Raw genomic sequence first — 17,887 nt, 5'->3', positions numbered from 1 at the left:
AACCCGGACAGGGCGCTTCGCCGCTATCCGGGTTGCCGGTATGAAATGTGGGCTACTTTTTCTTCTCGCCGAGGGTCGGCGTTTCGTCAAAGAAGTTCCACGGTTTCAACAACGCGTGCGCCCATTCGGTCGGCATAATCGGCCACTCTTCGGCGCGGGCCACGTGGGTGGTGCCGGTAGTGATCCACACGACGTCATCGTGGTTGGTCAGCGACTCGTCATCCTTGGCATAGGCGCCGAGACCGGTGTCATGGACTGAACGGTTCGGATACTTGCCTTCAGGATAACGCTCTTCCTGATGATAGCGGGTGACCCACAGCTGCTTATCCATAAAGCTCAGACGGTGATAGATCCACTCATCCGGGGCGAACTTGGCGCCGGTTGCTGCCGGGTGAGTCCCGCCAGCATACGGGATTATCTGATACGACACCGGGTTGCCCATCCGGTTCTCTTTGGTGGTGTTGCTCAGCAGGCGAATGGTGCCTGGGTCGAACTTCTGCGCCGCCTTCTGCTCATTGTCGATGGTGTACTGATTCACCTGCATGGTGCTGGTTCGCGGGCCACCGGCGGTGTTGGGTTTCACTTCCGGGTCCATAGCCACCAGGCTGTTGTTTTCGCCATCGACATCAAGATCCAGCCGGAAGTTGTAGATGTGCTGGTGGGTGGTGCCGACGATGTTATGGTCGATCAGCGTCCCGTAGCGGGTATCATCTTTGGCGCTCGGATCGTGCATGGTTTTCGCCATCACGCCTTTCACCGCTTCGATCCCGGTGGCGCCGGCATCGATGCCGATGGTGCCGTTCTCGTGGAATACCCAGTCAAAGATATAGTCGTAGTTGCCTACGGTACTGATCCAGCGGACCACCAGTTCGCGGCGCTCGGTGCTGACGTTCGGCTGCCCCATTTCCTGGTGCTTGTACTCCGGCCCGGCATAGCGTTCAAAAATTGCAATCGCGTGTGGGATCGTGGTGGGTTTACCGGTGTAATCGGCAATGGTTTCATCCAGCAGCACCGAGTTCGCAGGCGCATCTTTGCCGCGCACGATAGGCGAGGTCAGGGTGCCCATACCGTAATCGCCGGAGTCGAGATAGGCCTTAAAGTACCAGCCCACGTCCGGGTCACCGTAAGGCACGATCATGCCGCCCAGCGAACCTTCATACATCACCTGGCGTTTCTTCCCGTTGTCGTTGTAGGTGACCGTCGAGAGGATCGGCCCGACGCGGGAGTTCAGACGCAGGTGGAAATCCCAGTTCTGCCAGTGAATGGTGTCGCCGGTAATGGTGTAGTTTTTGCCTTCCGGCTCGGTGATATCCAGCGGTTTCACCGCGGAGGCGACGCGGTCGCGGCCATCATACGGGCGCGCTTCCATCGGCACCGGGATCACCGGGCCTTCTTCAATTTTGATGATCTTCTTCTGCTCAAGGTCGACCACCGCCACCAGGTTTTCAATCGGGTGCGCCCAGTAGTTGCCGTCGCCGGTATCCAGATAGCTCACCACTTTCAGCAGGCGCGAGTCCTGCTTCAGGCCATCTTTGCCGTCGAAGTAGCCCACGGTCAGCGGGGTGGTGATCACCTTTTTGGTATCGGTGATGCCGTGTTTTTTGAGGACCGCGGCAAATTCATCGCTGGCGTTAATGATGTTCTGCACGCTGACGAAATCGTCAATCAGCACCATGCCGTGGGCATCTTTAATTGGCTGCCAGGAGAGGATTTTTTTGTTCTGTAAGTCGACCACGCTTTCGATAACGTGCTTGCCATCGAGCATGATGACGTCAGCGGTGCGCGGGGCCGACACGGCGGTGCCCTGCAGCGCAAAAGCCCACACTGCGGCCTTATCCGGCTCGTGCAGCGAAATTTCGGTGAAGCGGGTATTGGGGCGGAACTCTGGCGACGCATTGACGATGGTGACGGCTTCGCTGATTTCCGCCGCGGTTAATGAGTTGAGCGGGTGCGGGCGTTTCTCGACCTGGAAGGTCTGGTCAAGTCCGGACTGGAAGACATCGTTGATAAAGGTCTCGGAGACCCACGCCTTGCCATTTTTCATCACCACCGGCACCTGCAGATTCAACGTTTTGCCGTTGACGATTGCGGTTTTGGCGCCGGGCTTCACTTTGACGTAGGCCCCGTCCTTCATCAGGGTAAACATCTGGGCATAATCATCCCACTGCACATCGGCGCCAAATTCCTGCAGCGTTTTATCCATCGGAACCATATGCGCTTCACCGCCATGGGCGAAAACCGGGCTTTGCCAGGCGCAGAACAGGGCAACAGCCAGCGCCAGAGCCGTTTTGCGGGGGGAACGAATCGCCATTGTGACCTCACCTAATTGTTGTGTTGTGCTTTGCCGCTGCGAAAGTCGGCTTGTGTATCGTTAACCTAGCAGTGCGCGATGACCAGGTGTTTGCCTGCGTATGCCAGGTTGTTTGTCAGTTTTGCCAGTTATAAAAAATGCCTCCGCAGAGGCATTGTGGTGGTGTGGATCATGGCCGTATCGGCGAGTCTCAGGCCGGGAAATCCCCGTGCTGACGGGCTACCAGCGTCAGAATCGAGTAGAGCGCTACCGGCTGCTGATGCTGGTTCGCAATCTCAACTGCCCACTCCACGACGCCGGTCGCTTTCTCATCGGCATTGCGCTGACGCTTCACCGTCTTGCGTTTACAAGTCAGGCGAACCTGGATGGTATCGCCCGGTTTGACCGGTTCGATAAAGCGCAGATTTTCCATGCCGTAGTTGGCGATGACCGGCCCGACGCCTGCATCAACAAACAGCCCGGCGGCGGCAGAGATCAGGAAATAACCATGCACAACGCGTTCGCCGAAGATCGACTCGGCGGCGGCAATTTTATCCATGTGGGCGTAGAAGTGATCCCCGCTCAGACAGGCAAAGTTGACGATATCCGCTTCGGTCAGGGTCCGGCGCGGCGTCAACAGGCTATCGCCGGGCTGGATCTCTTCGAAATATTTGCGGAACGGGTGGACCCGGTCTTCGCTCACCTGAGCGCCGCGCACCCACTGTTGACCGATGGTCGCCAGCATCGTCGGGCTGCCCTGGATCGCGGTGCGCTGCATGTAGTGTTTCACCGCCCGCAGTCCGCCCAGCTCTTCACCGCCGCCGGCGCGGCCCGGTCCGCCATGGACCAGTTGCGGAAGCGGTGAGCCGTGGCCGGTGGACTCCACCGCCGACACCTGGTCGAGAACCTGGATACGGCCGTGACAACGGGCAGCCCCGAGAATAAATTCGCGCGCCAGTTCACCGCTGGCGGTGACCAGCGTACCGACCAGACTCCCTTCACCGGCGCGGGCCAGCGCCAGCGCGTGGTCGCGATGCTGATAGGGCATCAGGGTTGCCACCGGGCCGAACGCTTCGACGGCGTGCACCGCCGGGGTTTCATCCGGCTGCGGGCAATACAGCAGGGTCGGTGGGAAAAAGGCGCCGCTGGCGTTGAGATCGGCCTGACCGCCAAGCAGCACCTCGCACCCGGCCTGAACCAGGGTGTTGACCTTATCCTGAACGTCCTGTCGCTGGTCGTGGCTGACCAGCGCGCCCATCTTGACCCCTTCCTGCGCCGGATCGCCGACCACCACTTTTTGCAGACGGGCGATCAGCGCCTCGCTGACGGCTTTCACCTGAGCTTGCGGCACGATAATCCGGCGGATAGCGGTACATTTCTGTCCCGCTTTGGTGGTCATTTCGCGCACGACCTCGCGGATAAACAGCGCAAACTCCGGCTGTTCCGGGGTGATGTCATCCCCGAGCACGCAGCAGTTTAGTGAATCCGCCTCCATGGTGAAGGGGATCGATTTTGCCACCAGATTCGGGTGAACGCGCAGCTGCTGGCCGGTCTGTGCCGAACCGGTAAAGGTCACCACGTCCTGGCTATCAAGCTGTTCGAGCAGATCCCCCGCGCCGCCGCAAATCAGGCTGATGGCGCCCGGCGGTACCAGCCCGCTGTCGACAATGGATTTGACCATCGCCTGGGTCAGCTGGGCCGTGGCGGTGCCCGGTTTGACGATCGCCGGCATACCCGCAAGCCAGGTGGGCGCCAGTTTTTCCAGCATCCCCCAGCACGGGAAGTTAAAGGCGTTGATGTGCACCGCGACGCCGGATTTTGACGTCAGCAGGTGACGGGCCGCGAAGCCACCCTGTTTCGACAAGGGGATCAGTTCATCTTCCGGCCACAGTGTATCGTCCGGCAGCTCACGGCTGCCGAGGCTGGCGTAGGTGAACAGCGTACCAATCCCGCCCTCGATATCCACCCAGCTATCGGCCCGGGTCGCCCCGGTCTGCGCCGAAAGCGCATAGAAGGACGCTTTCTCTTCCAGCAGGTGCTTCGCCACCGCTTTCAGCATCGCGCTGCGTTCGATAAAGGTCATGGCCTGCAACGCCTTGCCGCCGTGGTCGATGGCAAACCGGCGCGCCTGCGCCATATCCAGCCCGTCGCTGGTGACTTCCCAAAGCGCGTCACCGCTGATGGCGTGGCGAATAGTGCGGGCGCGGCCCCGGCCGGTCTGCCAGGTGCCGGATAAGAAGCTGGCTAACTGCTGCATTGCGACTCTCCAATGTGTTACGTGAAATCTCTATAAATAGTTATTTTATGAATCATAAAACGCAAGCTGATATTTAATAATTTATTAACATTGTGATCGTGGGCGCGAGACGGCGCGGCGCTATATCGTTGTGTTCTGGCGAGTTTACGCAATATTTTGCGGTAGCTATCACAAAAAGAACAAACAAAATTTGTGGTTCTATTTAACCTGCATGTAACTTTTATAAAACAAAGTGATTCACAAATGATGATTTGTTGAATTTATCGGAATCATAAAGGTGATGACGTGACACAAGAACAACGCTTTGACCAGCGCATCGCGCAGGATACGGCCATCGAACCGCAGGACTGGATGCCGGAGGCCTACCGTAAAACGCTGATCCGCCAGATTGGCCAGCACGCGCACTCTGAAATTGTCGGCATGCTGCCAGAAGGCAACTGGATTACCCGTGCGCCAACGCTGCGCCGCAAGGCCATTCTACTGGCCAAGGTGCAGGACGAGGCCGGGCATGGCCTGTATCTCTACAGCGCGGCGGAAACCCTCGGCTGCGCCCGGGAAGATCTGTATCAGAAAATGCTGGATGGCCAGATGAAGTACTCCTCGATCTTTAACTACCCGACCCTGAGCTGGGCCGATATCGGGGTGATCGGCTGGCTGGTCGACGGCGCGGCGATCGTCAATCAGGTAGCGCTGTGCCGCACCTCCTACGGCCCCTACGCCCGGGCGATGGTCAAAATCTGCAAAGAAGAGAGCTTCCATCAGCGCCAGGGTTTTGAAGCCTGTATGGCGTTGGCCGAGGGCAGCGAGGCGCAACGCCAGATGCTGCAGGATGCCATCAACCGTTTCTGGTGGCCGGCGCTGATGATGTTTGGCCCGAGCGACGATAACTCGCCGAACAGCGCCCGCAGCATGGCGTGGAAAATCAAACTGCACTCCAACGACGAACTGCGTCAGCGCTTTGTCGATAACACCGTACCGCAGGTCGCGATCCTCGGCATGACCGTGCCGGACGCCGATTTACAGCTTGATGAGGCCACCGGGCACTACCGCTTTGGCGCTATCAACTGGCAGGAACTCAATGAAGTGATTAACGGGCGCGGCATCTGCAACCACGAACGTCTGGCCGCCAAGCGTAAAGCCTGGGAAGAGGGGGCATGGGTGCGCGAAGCCGCGCTGGCGCATGCCCAAAAACAACACTCCCGCGATGCGGCATAAAGGAGAAGCATGATGAGCAACGTTTACTGGCCGTTATATGAAGTATTTGTCCGCAGCAAACAGGGGTTATCCCACCGTCACGTGGGTAGCCTGCATGCCGCCGACGATCGGATGGCGCTGGAAAACGCCCGCGACGTGTACACCCGTCGCAGCGAAGGCTGCTCGCTGTGGGTGGTGAAAGCCAGCCAGATCATCGCCTCCCAGCCGGATGAGAGCGGCGAGTTTTTTGACCCGGCGGAGAGCAAAGTCTACCGCCATCCTACTTTCTACAACGTGCCGGACGGCATGGAACATATGTGAGGCAACGATGAATAACCTGAATCCCGTTGCAACTTATGCCCTGCGTCTCGGCGATAACGGCCTGGTGCTGGCCCAGCGCTTAGGCGCCTGGTGCGGCCATGCGCCGGAGCTGGAAATCGACCTGGCGCTGGCCAATATCGGCCTCGACCTGCTTGGCCAGTCCCGCAATTTCCTCAGCTACGCGGCAGAGCTGGCGGGCAGCGGTGACGAAGACACCCTGGCCTTCGGTCGCGATGAACGGCAGTACCGCAATCTGCTGCTGGTGGAGCAACCCAACGGTAACTTCGCCGACACCATTGCCCGCCAGTGCTTTATCGATGCCTGGCACGTGGCGCTGTTCAGCCGTCTGACGGCGAGCCGCGATGCGCAACTGGCCGCCATTGCCGCCAAAGGGCTGAAAGAGGTGCGCTATCACCTGCGCTTTAGCCGCGGCTGGCTGGAGCGTCTGGGCAACGGCACGGCGGTATCGGCGCAGAAAATGCAGCAGGCGGTGGATGACCTGTGGCGCTTTACCGGCGAACTGTTCCATGCCGATGACTTAGAGCTGGCGCTGGTTGAACAAGGCATTGCCGTTGACCCGCGCGACCTGCAGGAAGAGTGGCAAAGCACGATCCACACCGCGCTGCTCGAAGCCGGGCTGCAGATCCCGCAGGAAGCCGCGTTTCGTCACGGCGGCAAACAGGGGTTGCACAGCGAACATCTCGGGCCGCTGCTGGCAGAAATGCAGTATCTGCAGCGCGCGTATCCCGGTCAGCAGTGGTAACTGGAGGTGACTATGCAACGTCTTGCCGATATTGCTCCCGCCGAGGTCCATGCGATTTGGGCGTTGCTCAGTGAGATCCCCGACCCGGAAGTACCGGTGCTGACCATTACCGATCTCGGCATGGTGCGCAACGTCACGCCGCAGGGGGAAGGTTGGGTTATCGGCTTTACGCCGACCTACTCAGGCTGCCCGGCGACCGAGCATCTGCTGGGGGAGATCCGCGCGGCGATGACCCGCCACGGCTACACCCCGGTGCATATCGTCCTGCAACTGGATCCGCCGTGGACCACCGACTGGATGAATCAGGACGCTCGCGAGCGTCTGCGCCAGTACGGCATCAGCCCGCCGCAGGGACACGCCTGCCATGCCGGGCTGCCGGGCGAGGTGGTTTGCCCCCGTTGCGGCAGCGTCCACACCACGCCGATCAGTGAATTCGGTTCAACGGCCTGCAAAGCGCTCTACCGCTGCGACAGCTGCCGTGAACCCTTTGATTACTTTAAATGTATTTGAGGTTGCCATGACGACGTTTCATTCGCTTACCGTGGCGAAAGTGGAGCCGGAAACCCGCGATGCGGTGACCATTACCTTCGCGATCCCCGACGCGCTGCAGGCCGCGTATGCCTTCCGACCGGGCCAGCATCTGACGGTCAAAACCCGCCTCGGCGGGGAAGAGCTCAGACGTTGCTACTCCATCTGCCGCAGCCGCTCGCCGGCGGAAATCAGCGTGGCGGTCAAAGCCATCGACGGCGGACGATTCTCCCGGTATGCGCAGCGCGATATCTGCCAGGGGATGGCGCTGGAGGTGATGGTGCCGCAGGGACACTTCGGCTACCAGCCGCAGGCCGGGCGCGAAGCCGACTACCTGGCGATTGCCGCCGGTTCCGGGATTACGCCGATGATGGCGATTATTGCCGCTACCCTCGCCACCGAAGCGCACAGCCGCTTCACTCTGATCTACGGCAACCGCAGCAGTAGCAGCATGATGTTTCGCCAGGCGCTGGCGGACCTGAAAGACCGTTATCCGCAGCGGCTGCAGGTGGTGCATCTGTTCAGCCAGGAGTCGATGGACAGCGACCTGCTGCAGGGGCGAATCGACGGCGACAAGCTGCACGCGCTCTCGGCAAAACTGCTCGACTTCAGCCGCTTCGACGAGGCGTTTATCTGCGGTCCGGCGGTGATGATGGACGAGGCGGAAGCCGCGCTGCGCGCGCTGGGAATGGCGGATGGCCACATCCACCTCGAACGCTTTAACACGCCGGGGAGCAGCGTTAAGCGTGCTACCGGCGTGCAGGCCGAAGGCCGCACGGTGACGATTCGTCAGGACGGCCGCGACCGGTTGATTTCCCTCGGGGCGGATGATGACAGCATTCTCGATGCGGCGCTGCGCCAGGGGGCGGATTTACCCTTCGCCTGCAAAGGCGGCGTCTGCGCTACCTGCAAATGCAAAGTGCTGCGCGGTGAAGTGGCGATGGCGGCGAACTACAGCCTTGAAGCCGACGAACTGGCGGCCGGGTATGTCCTGAGCTGCCAGGCGCTGCCGACCAGCGGCGATGTGGTGGTCGATTTTGACGCGAGGGGAATGGCATGAGCGATCTGCTGATAGCCCGCCACAAGCAGGTGTTGCACCTGACCCTTAACCGTCCGCAGGCGCGTAATGCCCTGAATAATGCGCTGCTTACCCAGATTGCCGATGCGCTGGACGCGGCGGCCGTTGATCCGCAGATCAACGCCTGCGTAATCAGCGGCAACACGCGTTTCTTTGCTGCGGGCGCCGATCTTAACGAAATGGCGGAGAAAGATCTCCCCGCCACGCTGGACGATATTCGCCCTCGTCTGTGGGCGCGCATCGACGCTTTCCCGAAACCGCTGATTGCCGCCGTTAACGGCTATGCCCTCGGCGCGGGCTGCGAACTGGCGCTGCTGTGCGATGTGGTAGTGGCGGGAGATAACGCCCGTTTCGGCCTGCCGGAAATCACCCTCGGGCTGATGCCGGGAGCCGGTGGCACCCAGCGGCTGATCCGCAGCGTCGGCAAAGCGCTGGCTAACCGCATGGTGCTGAGCGGCGAAAGTATCGATGCCCAACGGGCGCAGCAGGCCGGTCTGGTGAGCGACATCACGCCGGCGCTGTTAACCGACGAATACGCCCTGACGCTGGCAGCGACAATGGCGAAGCATGCGCCGCTGGCGCTGCGTGCCGCCAAACAGGCGCTGCGTCAGGCTCAGGAAGTGAGCCTTCAGGCCGGACTTCAGCAGGAGCGCCAGCTGTTTACGCTGCTGAGCGCCACTGACGACCGCCGCGAAGGGATCGCCGCCTTCTTACAAAAACGAACCCCGGAATTTAAAGGACGCTAATCGTGGACGCATTTATTCTCAGCGAAGTTGAACAGGGTGTGATGACGATTACCCTTAACCGCCCGGATCGTCTGAATAGTTTTAACGACCTGATGCATCAGCAACTGGCGGCCTGTCTGACTCAGGCCGAGCGCGACGACGCCGTGCGCTGCCTGTTGATTACCGGCGCCGGACGCGGTTTTTGCGCCGGTCAGGATCTCAATGACCGCAACGTCGACCCCAGCGGGCCGGCGCCGGATCTCGGTCTCTCCGTTGAGCGTTTCTATAACCCGCTGGTGCGCCGTCTGGCGGCGCTGCCGAAGCCGGTGATTGCCGCCGTGAACGGGGTTGCGGCCGGGGCCGGGGCGACGCTGGCGCTGGGTTGCGATCTGGTGCTCGCCGCCCGCTCGGCCAACTTTGTGATGGCCTTCAGCAAACTGGGGCTGGTGCCCGACTGCGGCGGTAGCTGGTTCCTGCCGCGGGTGGCCGGGCGCGCACGGGCAATGGGGCTGGCGCTGCTGGGCGAAAAGCTCAGCGCCGAACAGGCCGAGCAATGGGGGATGATCTGGCAGCTGGTGGAGGACGCCGAACTGGCGGACACCAGCCGTCAGCTGGCGCGCCATCTGGCGACGCAGCCCACCTTTGGCCTCGGGCTTATCAAGAAAGCGCTGCTGGCATCGGAAACGCAAGGTCTTGATGCACAGCTGGATCTTGAACGCGATTATCAGCGCCTGGCGGGACGCAGCGACGATTACCGCGAAGGGGTTAGCGCCTTCCTCGCTAAACGTCCACCACAGTTCAGCGGGAAATAAATTATGGGAAACGCACAGCACACCGTCGCCGTGATTGGCGGCGGCACGATGGGGGCAGGTATTGCGGAAGTGGCCGCCGCCGCCGGGCATCAGGTTCTGCTCTACGATATCGCCGCCGAAGCGCTGACCCGCGCCGTTGACGGTATTCGCCAGCGCCTGGCATCCCGGGTGGCACGCGGCAAGCTGGCGGCGGATCAGGGCGAAGCGTTGGTCGCGCGGATTGTACCGGTGACGTCCTTAACGGCGTTGTCTGACGCCTGGCTGGTGATCGAAGCCGCGTCGGAACGCCCGGACGTCAAAAAAGCGCTGTTCTGCCAGCTGGCGGAGATCTGCTCCCCGTCGACGCTGCTGACCAGCAACACTTCGTCGATCTCAATTACCGCCATTGCCGCCGATGTGAAACATCCTGAGCGCGTGGCCGGACTGCATTTCTTTAACCCGGCGCCGGTGATGAAACTAGTGGAAGTGGTCAGCGGGCTGGCCACCTCGCCGGAAGTGGTTGAACAACTGTGCCAGTGCGTCAGCGCCTGGGGCAAACAGCCGGTACGCTGCCGGTCAACGCCGGGCTTTATCGTCAACCGGGTGGCGCGTCCGTTCTACGCCGAGGCGTGGCGGGCGCTGGAAGAGCAGGTGGCGAGCGCCACGGTCATTGACGCGGCGCTGCGCGACGGCGGCGGTTTTCCGATGGGGCCGCTGGCCCTGACTGACCTGATTGGTCAGGACGTCAACTTTGCCGTGACCTGCTCGGTGTTTAACGCATTCTGGCAGGATCGGCGCTATCTGCCGTCACTGCTTCAGCAGGAGCTGGCGCTGGCCGGACGGCTGGGTAAAAAGAGCGGGCAGGGCGTTTATCGCTGGCCCGTTGAACCCCAGTCAGACGTGGCGCTGGCCGCCGTACCCGCCGCATCCGGGGCGCAGGCAATACGCACTAAAGGTGACGGTGTCACTGGTGAAGTGCGAATTGAGCTTGACGACCTGCGGCTGGTGGAAACCACCGGTGCGACCGCTCAGGCCCTGAGCGTGCAGCATGGCTGCCCGGTGGTGGTGTACGACTACTGTGCCGGCGAGACGGTGGTGCTGGCCGCGGCGGCCACCAACCCGTCATCGGCTACCGACAAAGCGGTGCGCTATTTCCAGCAGCAGGGCAAGAGCGTGCTGCAGATTGCCGACTATCCCGGCCTGCTGGTCTGGCGCACCGTCGCCATGCTGGTCAATGAAGCGCTGGACGCGGTACAGAAAGGGGTTGCCAGTGCGGCAGATATCGATACCGCAATGCGCCTCGGGGTCAACTACCCGCATGGGCCGCTGGCGTGGGGTCAGACACTAGGCTGGCCGCGCGTACTACGCCTGCTGGAGAACCTGCAACAGCATTATGGCGAAGAGCGTTATCGCCCCTGTTCCTTGCTGCGCCAGAAGGCGCTGGAGAGTGCTCATGAGCAATGAGGCCTGGCGCAATGCGCGCGCGATGTACGAACACGACAGCTGTGCCAGAACCCTTGGCATCGAGATTATAGAGATGGATGACGGCTACGCGCAGATGAGCATGACCGTCTCGCCAGCGATGCTCAACGGGCATCAGACCTGCCACGGCGGGCAGCTGTTCTCGCTGGCCGATACCGCCTTCGCCTACGCCTGCAACAGCCAGGGGCTGGCGGCGGTCGCGTCAGCGGCCAGCATCGATTTCCTGCGCCCGGCCTTCGCCGGCGACCGTCTGGTCGCTACTGCAAGGGTCAAGCAGCAGGGGAAACTGACCGGCGTCTACGACATTGAAATCGTTAACCAACAACAAAAGATTGTGGCCCTGTTTCGCGGCAAATCGCACCGCATCGGCGGCACAATCACGGGAGAAGTCTGATGCGTGACGCCTTTATCTGTGATGGGATTCGTACCCCGATTGGCCGCTACGGCGGGGCGCTCGCCAGCGTGCGCGCCGACGACTTAGCCGCCATCCCGCTGCGTGAGTTGCTGAGCCGTAACCCGGGGCTGGATCCGTCGTGCATCGATGACGTGATTTTCGGCTGTGCTAACCAGGCCGGGGAAGATAACCGCAATGTCGCGCATATGGCGACCTTGCTGGCGGGATACCCGACGTCGGTCTCCGGGACCACCATCAACCGGCTGTGCGGCTCCGGCCTTGATGCGATTGGCTTTGCCGCACGGGCCATCAAAGCCGGCGATGCCGACCTGATGGTCGCCGGCGGAGTCGAGTCGATGTCGCGGGCGCCGTTTGTGATGGGCAAAGCCAGCACGCCGTTCCAGCGTCAGGCTGAACTGTTTGATACCACCATTGGCTGGCGTTTTGTGAACCCACTCATGCAGCAACAATTTGGCACTGACAGCATGCCGGAAACAGCAGAGAATGTAGCTGAATTGTTAAATATAAGCCGGGCCGATCAGGACGCCTTTGCCCTGCGCAGCCAGCAGCTGACGGCGAAAGCGCAGCGGGCGGGGATCCTGGCGCAGGAGATCGTCCCGGTGCAGATTATCGGCAAGAAGGGAATGGTGAGCGCGGTGCGCGACGACGAGCACCCGCGCGCGGAGACCACCCTGGAGCAACTGTCGCAGCTTAAGACGCCTTTCCGTAAAGGCGGGGTGGTGACCGCCGGTAACGCCTCCGGGGTGAACGACGGCGCGGCGGCGCTGATCATCGCCAGCCAGCAGCAGGCCGAGGCCCAGGGGTTAACCCCGCGGGCGCGCATTGTGGCGATGGCGACCGCAGGCGTTGAGCCGAAGTACATGGGTCTTGGGCCGGTGCCTGCGGTACGTAAAGTGCTGGAGCGCGCGGGTCTGAACATCAACGATATGGACGTCATCGAACTGAATGAAGCTTTTGCGGCCCAGGCGTTGGGCGTGCTCAGGCAACTGGGCGTGGCGGATGATGCCCCGCATGTTAACCCCAACGGTGGCGCCATCGCCTTAGGCCATCCGTTGGGCATGAGCGGTGCGCGGCTGGCGCTGAGCGCCACTCTGGAGTTGCAGCGTCGCAACGGGCGCTATGCGCTGTGTACGATGTGTATTGGCGTGGGTCAGGGCATTGCCATGATCCTCGAGCGAGTGTGAGCTAATTTACCTGCGAGTACCCTAAAATGATAACTACTACAAAATTAGATCCGATTGAAACTGCTTCTCGTGACGAATTACAGGCTCTGCAGACCCAGCGTCTGAAGTGGACGCTGAAACACGCCTATGAAAATGTGCCAATGTACCGCCGTAAATTTGATGCGGCGGGCGTGCATCCCGACGATTTTCATGAACTGAGCGACCTGAGCAAGTTCCCGTGCACCACCAAACAGGATCTGCGCGATAACTATCCGTTTGATACCTTTGCGGTGCCGATGGAGCAGATTGTGCGCATCCACGCCTCCTCGGGTACCACCGGTAAACCGACGGTGGTGGGCTACACGCAAAATGACATCGACACCTGGGCCAATATTGTTGCCCGTTCCCTGCGTGCCGCAGGCGGGACGGCAAAAGATAAAATTCATGTTGCCTACGGCTACGGCCTGTTCACCGGCGGCCTCGGGGCGCACTACGGCGCGGAACGTCTGGGGGCGACGGTGATCCCGATGTCCGGCGGCCAGACAGAGAAACAGGCCCAGCTGATCCGTGATTTTAAGCCAGATATGATCATGGTGACGCCGTCTTACTGCCTCAATCTGATTGAAGAACTCGAGCACCAGATGGGCGGCGACGCCAGCGGCTGCTCCCTGCGGGTGGGCGTGTTCGGCGCCGAGCCGTGGACGCTGGCAATGCGGGCGGAGATCGAGCGTCGTCTGGGGATCTCCGCGCTGGATATCTACGGCCTGTCGGAAGTGATGGGGCCGGGAGTGGCGATGGAGTGTCTGGAAACCGCCGATGGCCCGACTATCTGGGAAGATCATTTCTTCCCGGAAGTGGTGAACCCGGACGACGGCACGCCGCTGGCGGACGGGCAACACGGCGAGCTGCTGTTTACCACTCTGACCAAAGAGGCGCTGCCGGTGATCCGCTACCGCACCCGCGACCTGACCCGTCTGCTGCCGGGGACCGCGCGCACCATGCGCCGGATGGATCGCATCAGCGGTCGCAGCGACGATATGCTGATTATCCGCGGGGTCAACGTCTTCCCGTCGCAGCTGGAAGAAGAGATCCTCAAAGTGGAGCATCTGTCGCCGCATTACCAGCTGGAGGTCAATCGTCGTGGTCATCTTGATTCGCTTTCGGTGCGCGTTGAGCTAAAAGAGAGCAGCTTATCGCTGAGCCACGAGCAGCGCTGCCAGATCTGCCATCATCTGCGTCATCGTATTAAGTCGATGGTGGGGATCTCGACCGACATCAGCATCGTCAACTGCGGCAGCATTCCGCGCTCAGAAGGCAAAGCCTGCCGCGTATTCGATCTGCGTAAGGTTGCCGCCAACGGTTAATGTTTTACCCCGGCTTGCCGCGTTGTTCCCGGTGGCGCTTCGCTGACCGGGCTACGGATTCACGGTAGCCCGGACAGGTGCGCAGCACCGCCTCCGGGGAAGGTGGAATATTTACAGCCGCCAGCAGGTCGGTAGCCCGGACAGGTGCGCAGCACCGCCTCCGGGATTTCCTGTGCTATGATTCGAAAAGGACAAAAACAACAACAGAATGAATCAGATGAGTAAACTCGACACCTTTATTCAACAGGCGGTGACGGCGATGCCGATTAGCGGAACCTCGCTGATTGCCTCGCTGTACGGGGATTCGCTGCTGCAACGCGGGGGCGAAGTGTGGCTGGGAAGCCTGGCGACGTTGCTGGAGGGGCTGGGTTTTGGCGAACGCTTTGTGCGTACCGCATTGTTTCGCCTGAACAAAGAGGAGTGGCTGGACGTGGTGCGCATCGGCCGCCGTAGCTTCTACCGGCTGAGCGACAAAGGACTGCGCCTGACGCGCCGGGCGGAGCATAAAATTTATCGCGCCAGCGCCCCGGAATGGGACGGCACCTGGCTGTTGTTGCTGTCGGAAGGGCTGGAGAAAACCCAGCTGGCGGAAGTTAAAAAACAGCTGCTGTGGCAAGGTTTTGGCGCACTGGCGCCGAGCCTGCTGGCGTCACCATCGCAAAAAATGGCCGATGTACAGTCGCTGTTGCACGAAGCCGGCGTGGCGGAGAATGTGATCTGCTTTGAGGCCCATTCACCGCTGGCGCTCTCCCAGGCGGCGCTGCGCGCCCGGGTCGAAGAGTGCTGGCACTTAACTGAACAAAACGCGATGTATGAGACCTTTATTGCGCTGTTCCGTCCGCTGTTGCCGCTGCTGCGTGAAGCCGATGCCGAAGAGCTGACGCCGGCGCGCTGTTTCCAGATCCAACTGTTGCTCATTCATTTCTATCGCCGGGTGGTGCTGAAAGATCCGCTGCTGCCGGAAGAGCTGCTGCCTGCCCACTGGGCCGGGCAAACCGCCCGTCAGCTGTGTATCAATATTTATCAGCGGGTCGCGCCGGGAGCGCTGACCTTCGTCGGCGAAAAAGGCGAAAGCTCGGTGGGGGAACTGCCCGCGCCGGGACCGCTCTATTTTCAGCGTTTTGGCGGTTTGCCAGGCGCCTAAGGAGGCTCAATGCCGATTTATCAGATTGACGGTATGACCCCTGTCGTACCGGATGAGAGCTATGTCCATCCCACGGCGGTTCTGATTGGCGATGTGATCCTCGGTAAAGGGGTTTACATCGGTCCGAATGCCAGCCTGCGCGGTGATTTTGGCCGTATCGTGGTGAAAGATGGCGCCAACATTCAGGATAACTGCGTGATGCACGGCTTCCCCGGTCAGGATACGATCGTCGAAGAGGACGGGCATATCGGTCACGGGGCGATTCTTCACGGCTGCGTGATTGGCCGCAACGCGCTGGTCGGTATGAGCGCGGTGATTATCGACGGGGCGACGATCGGCGAAAACAGCATTGTCGGCGCGTCGGCGTTTGTCAAAGCCCGCGCGGAAATGCCGGCGAACCATCTGATAGTCGGCAGCCCGGCCAAAGCCATTCGTACCCTGAGCGAGCAGGAAATCGCGTGGAAAAAGCAGGGAACCCGGGAGTATCAGGTGCTGGTGGAACGCTGCCAGCAGACAATGCATCAGGTGGAGCCGTTAAAACAGGCGGAGCCAGACCGCAAGCGGCTGGAATTTGACGATAACCTGCGGCCAAAATCGCAGAGTTAATGCACTAAGCCCGTCTCGTCATATCGCCCTGTAGCCCGGCTAAGCAACGCGCCAGCCGGGATTTCTGCACCTCACCGGGCAATCTGCATCTGCTGGGGCTTAATGCTCCGCCAGTTCGCGAAAGAATGCCGGGTTAGCCTGAATAACCGCCAGCACTTTTGCCGCCAGGCCTGTCGGGTTACGACGTCGGGATTCCCAGCTTTTGATAGTATCCACGCTGGTTCCCAGCGCTTTTGCCATTTCCGCCTGCGAAACATTGAGCTGCGCTCGAATGGCTTTCACGTCAGCAATCTCATAGCGAGTCACGCGGGCCGGGGCTGTATCGCCATTTTTGATATCAACGGCTTCTTTAAGAGACGTTTGAAGCTCATCAAAAAAACTCATATCACACCTCATTTTTCAGTCGTTTTGCTAGTTTTTTGAGCTGTGCTTTTTCAGCATTGGTCAGGTCATCTTTGGTGCTTTTCGGGTAAGCCAACACCAGATAGATAATCTCAGCGGTTGCGAGGAAATAAATAACCCTCGTGCTGCCACTTTTCCCCTGAGAGCCTGTCGCCATCCTGATTTTCCGTAGACCACCTGTATTCTGGATAATATCCCCGGCATCCGGATTACCAATAAGTTCTTTCTGCAGCGCTCGAAGCTCATCGTCAGTAGCAAGCTGTTTTATCTGTCGGGTAAACAGTGGCGTTTCGATAAATTCAATCGCATGGCACACGGGTAACCTCCTGTTAAGGTACCATGTACACCTCGATGTGTACATAGTACCTGTTCCTGATGTTCAGCCATCGCAACGTTGGCTGCCAGCTGTCTGATATCTTCCTGAAACACGGGGGTCAGACGAGAGAGGCTAGCGTATAAGCAGGGAGAAAAAGGTGTTGGATTGGGTGCTGATTTTAGAAGACGACGCGCAAACTGATGGTGAGAGGGGATAAAAAACTCCCACCGGGCGGTGGGAGCGAAGTCTTATGCGGCAACGACGCTGTCGATTGCTGCTTTGGCGTCGGACTGGGCTTTCGCTGCCACGTCCGGACCGTACGCGATGCCTTCTGCGAAGACAAAGTTCACGTCGGTGATACCGATGAAGCCGAGGAAGGTAGACAGATACGGGGTCACCAGATCGGTCGGGGTATCTTTATGGATGCCGCCGCGGCTGGTCAGAACCACTGCACGTTTACCAGTCACCAGACCTTCCGGCCCTTTTTCGGTGTAGCGGAAGGTCACGCCAGCGCGCGCCACCAGGTCAAAGTAGTTTTTCAGCTGCGTCGGGATGTTGAAGTTGTACATCGGGGCGGCAATGACGATCACGTCATTTGCCTGCAGTTCAGCAATCAGCTCGTCAGACAGCGTCAGCGCTTCCTGCTGACGCGGGGTCAGCGGGGTGTCGCTCGGACGCAGCGCGCCAACCAGTTCGCCATCCAGTACCGGGATTGGGTTCGCTGCCAGGTCACGCACGGTGATAACGTCATCAGCGTGCTGTTCACGCCATTGTTCAACAAAATAGTCGGACAGCTGACCGGATTGCGAGTAGCCTGCCAGAATACTGGATTTCAGAACGAGTACTTTGCTCATGGGTGTTTCCTTATATGAGATTGACGGGTCAATGCCCTGGTGCTTGCTGACACTTTATTCACAATCATGCCACAGAGAAAGCGCAATAAATCGAACCCTGTATTCAGTTTTTTTGAACAAGGCATGGGAATTACAGATGTGGTAATATACAGCAATACATCAAAAGAGATTTTGCCCGGCAGTGCACTGCCCGA

General features: G+C 60.1%; 18 protein-coding genes. 13 read left to right on the top strand and 5 right to left on the bottom strand.

Annotated elements, in window-relative coordinates:
• Nucleotides 1–52: 52 nt before the first annotated feature.
• On the bottom strand, nucleotides 53–2,311 hold the full coding sequence (gene tynA / locus HF679_RS07395; RefSeq protein ID WP_187042795.1) for a primary-amine oxidase: 2,259 nt from the start codon (nucleotides 2,309–2,311) through the stop codon (nucleotides 53–55).
• Nucleotides 2,312–2,501: 190 nt separating this feature from the next.
• Nucleotides 2,502–4,547 carry a phenylacetic acid degradation bifunctional protein PaaZ gene (gene paaZ / locus HF679_RS07390; protein WP_123754107.1) on the bottom strand — a complete coding sequence of 682 codons (2,046 nt, stop codon included), beginning with the start codon at nucleotides 4,545–4,547 and terminating at the stop codon, nucleotides 2,502–2,504.
• A 285-nt stretch (nucleotides 4,548–4,832) separates the two neighbouring features.
• Here paaZ and paaA point away from each other — a divergent pair, with 285 nt between their 5' ends.
• From paaA to paaY, 13 genes are all read left to right on the top strand, one after another.
• Nucleotides 4,833–5,762 carry a 1,2-phenylacetyl-CoA epoxidase subunit PaaA gene (paaA, locus tag HF679_RS07385; RefSeq protein WP_123754108.1) on the top strand — a complete coding sequence of 310 codons (930 nt, stop codon included), beginning with the start codon at nucleotides 4,833–4,835 and terminating at the stop codon, nucleotides 5,760–5,762.
• 12 nt (nucleotides 5,763–5,774) lie between these two features.
• The gene (paaB, locus tag HF679_RS07380; RefSeq protein WP_123754109.1) at nucleotides 5,775–6,062 is read left to right on the top strand and encodes a 1,2-phenylacetyl-CoA epoxidase subunit PaaB; all 288 of its coding nucleotides are present in this window, start codon (nucleotides 5,775–5,777) and stop codon (nucleotides 6,060–6,062) included.
• A gap of 7 nt (nucleotides 6,063–6,069) precedes the next feature.
• Entirely contained in the window at nucleotides 6,070–6,825 is a 756-nt protein-coding gene (paaC, locus tag HF679_RS07375; RefSeq protein ID WP_123754110.1) for a 1,2-phenylacetyl-CoA epoxidase subunit PaaC, read from the top strand.
• A gap of 12 nt (nucleotides 6,826–6,837) precedes the next feature.
• The gene (paaD, locus tag HF679_RS07370) at nucleotides 6,838–7,335 is read left to right on the top strand and encodes a 1,2-phenylacetyl-CoA epoxidase subunit PaaD (RefSeq protein ID WP_123754111.1); all 498 of its coding nucleotides are present in this window, start codon (nucleotides 6,838–6,840) and stop codon (nucleotides 7,333–7,335) included.
• Nucleotides 7,336–7,342: 7 nt separating this feature from the next.
• Entirely contained in the window at nucleotides 7,343–8,413 is a 1,071-nt protein-coding gene (gene paaE, locus HF679_RS07365) for a 1,2-phenylacetyl-CoA epoxidase subunit PaaE (protein ID WP_123754112.1), read from the top strand.
• The gene (paaF, locus tag HF679_RS07360; RefSeq protein WP_187042794.1) at nucleotides 8,410–9,177 is read left to right on the top strand and encodes a 2,3-dehydroadipyl-CoA hydratase PaaF; all 768 of its coding nucleotides are present in this window, start codon (nucleotides 8,410–8,412) and stop codon (nucleotides 9,175–9,177) included. Before paaE ends, paaF begins: the two co-directional genes overlap by 4 nt.
• A gap of 2 nt (nucleotides 9,178–9,179) precedes the next feature.
• Nucleotides 9,180–9,968, top strand: coding sequence for a 2-(1,2-epoxy-1,2-dihydrophenyl)acetyl-CoA isomerase PaaG (paaG, locus tag HF679_RS07355; RefSeq protein WP_123754114.1), 789 nt, complete (start codon nucleotides 9,180–9,182; stop codon nucleotides 9,966–9,968).
• 3 nt (nucleotides 9,969–9,971) lie between these two features.
• Nucleotides 9,972–11,411, top strand: coding sequence for a 3-hydroxyacyl-CoA dehydrogenase PaaH (paaH, locus tag HF679_RS07350; protein ID WP_187042793.1), 1,440 nt, complete (start codon nucleotides 9,972–9,974; stop codon nucleotides 11,409–11,411).
• The gene (gene paaI, locus HF679_RS07345) at nucleotides 11,401–11,823 is read left to right on the top strand and encodes a hydroxyphenylacetyl-CoA thioesterase PaaI (protein ID WP_123754116.1); all 423 of its coding nucleotides are present in this window, start codon (nucleotides 11,401–11,403) and stop codon (nucleotides 11,821–11,823) included. The genes paaH and paaI overlap by 11 nt, the downstream gene beginning before the upstream one ends.
• A complete protein-coding gene (gene pcaF, locus HF679_RS07340) occupies nucleotides 11,823–13,028 on the top strand; it encodes a 3-oxoadipyl-CoA thiolase (protein ID WP_123754117.1) in 1,206 nt (401 codons plus the stop codon). The genes paaI and pcaF overlap by 1 nt, the downstream gene beginning before the upstream one ends.
• 26 nt (nucleotides 13,029–13,054) lie before the next feature.
• A complete protein-coding gene (paaK, locus tag HF679_RS07335) occupies nucleotides 13,055–14,371 on the top strand; it encodes a phenylacetate--CoA ligase PaaK (RefSeq protein ID WP_187042792.1) in 1,317 nt (438 codons plus the stop codon).
• A gap of 217 nt (nucleotides 14,372–14,588) precedes the next feature.
• A complete protein-coding gene (gene paaX / locus HF679_RS07330) occupies nucleotides 14,589–15,515 on the top strand; it encodes a phenylacetic acid degradation operon negative regulatory protein PaaX (protein ID WP_174508843.1) in 927 nt (308 codons plus the stop codon).
• A gap of 9 nt (nucleotides 15,516–15,524) precedes the next feature.
• Nucleotides 15,525–16,121: a phenylacetic acid degradation protein PaaY gene (gene paaY / locus HF679_RS07325; protein ID WP_123754120.1), complete on the top strand. Its 597-nt coding sequence runs from the start codon at nucleotides 15,525–15,527 to the stop codon at nucleotides 16,119–16,121.
• A gap of 99 nt (nucleotides 16,122–16,220) precedes the next feature.
• Here paaY and nadS read toward each other — a convergent pair whose 3' ends face one another.
• The 3 genes from nadS to azoR all read right to left on the bottom strand — a co-directional run bounded on the left by nadS (nucleotide 16,221) and on the right by azoR (nucleotide 17,693).
• Nucleotides 16,221–16,505, bottom strand: coding sequence for a NadS family protein (gene nadS, locus HF679_RS07320; protein WP_123754121.1), 285 nt, complete (start codon nucleotides 16,503–16,505; stop codon nucleotides 16,221–16,223).
• 1 nt (nucleotide 16,506) lies between these two features.
• Nucleotides 16,507–16,839: a type II toxin-antitoxin system RelE/ParE family toxin gene (locus HF679_RS07315; protein ID WP_123754122.1), complete on the bottom strand. Its 333-nt coding sequence runs from the start codon at nucleotides 16,837–16,839 to the stop codon at nucleotides 16,507–16,509.
• 248 nt (nucleotides 16,840–17,087) lie between these two features.
• On the bottom strand, nucleotides 17,088–17,693 hold the full coding sequence (azoR, locus tag HF679_RS07310; protein WP_174508841.1) for an FMN-dependent NADH-azoreductase: 606 nt from the start codon (nucleotides 17,691–17,693) through the stop codon (nucleotides 17,088–17,090).
• Nucleotides 17,694–17,887: the final 194 nt, after the last annotated feature.

Source organism: Enterobacter sp. JUb54 (assembly GCF_014298075.1).
GTDB classification, from domain to species: Bacteria; Pseudomonadota; Gammaproteobacteria; order Enterobacterales; family Enterobacteriaceae; genus Klebsiella; species Klebsiella lignicola.
The sequence above is the reverse complement of the archived record's forward strand: the minus strand, read 5'-3'. Positions and strand labels throughout refer to the sequence as shown.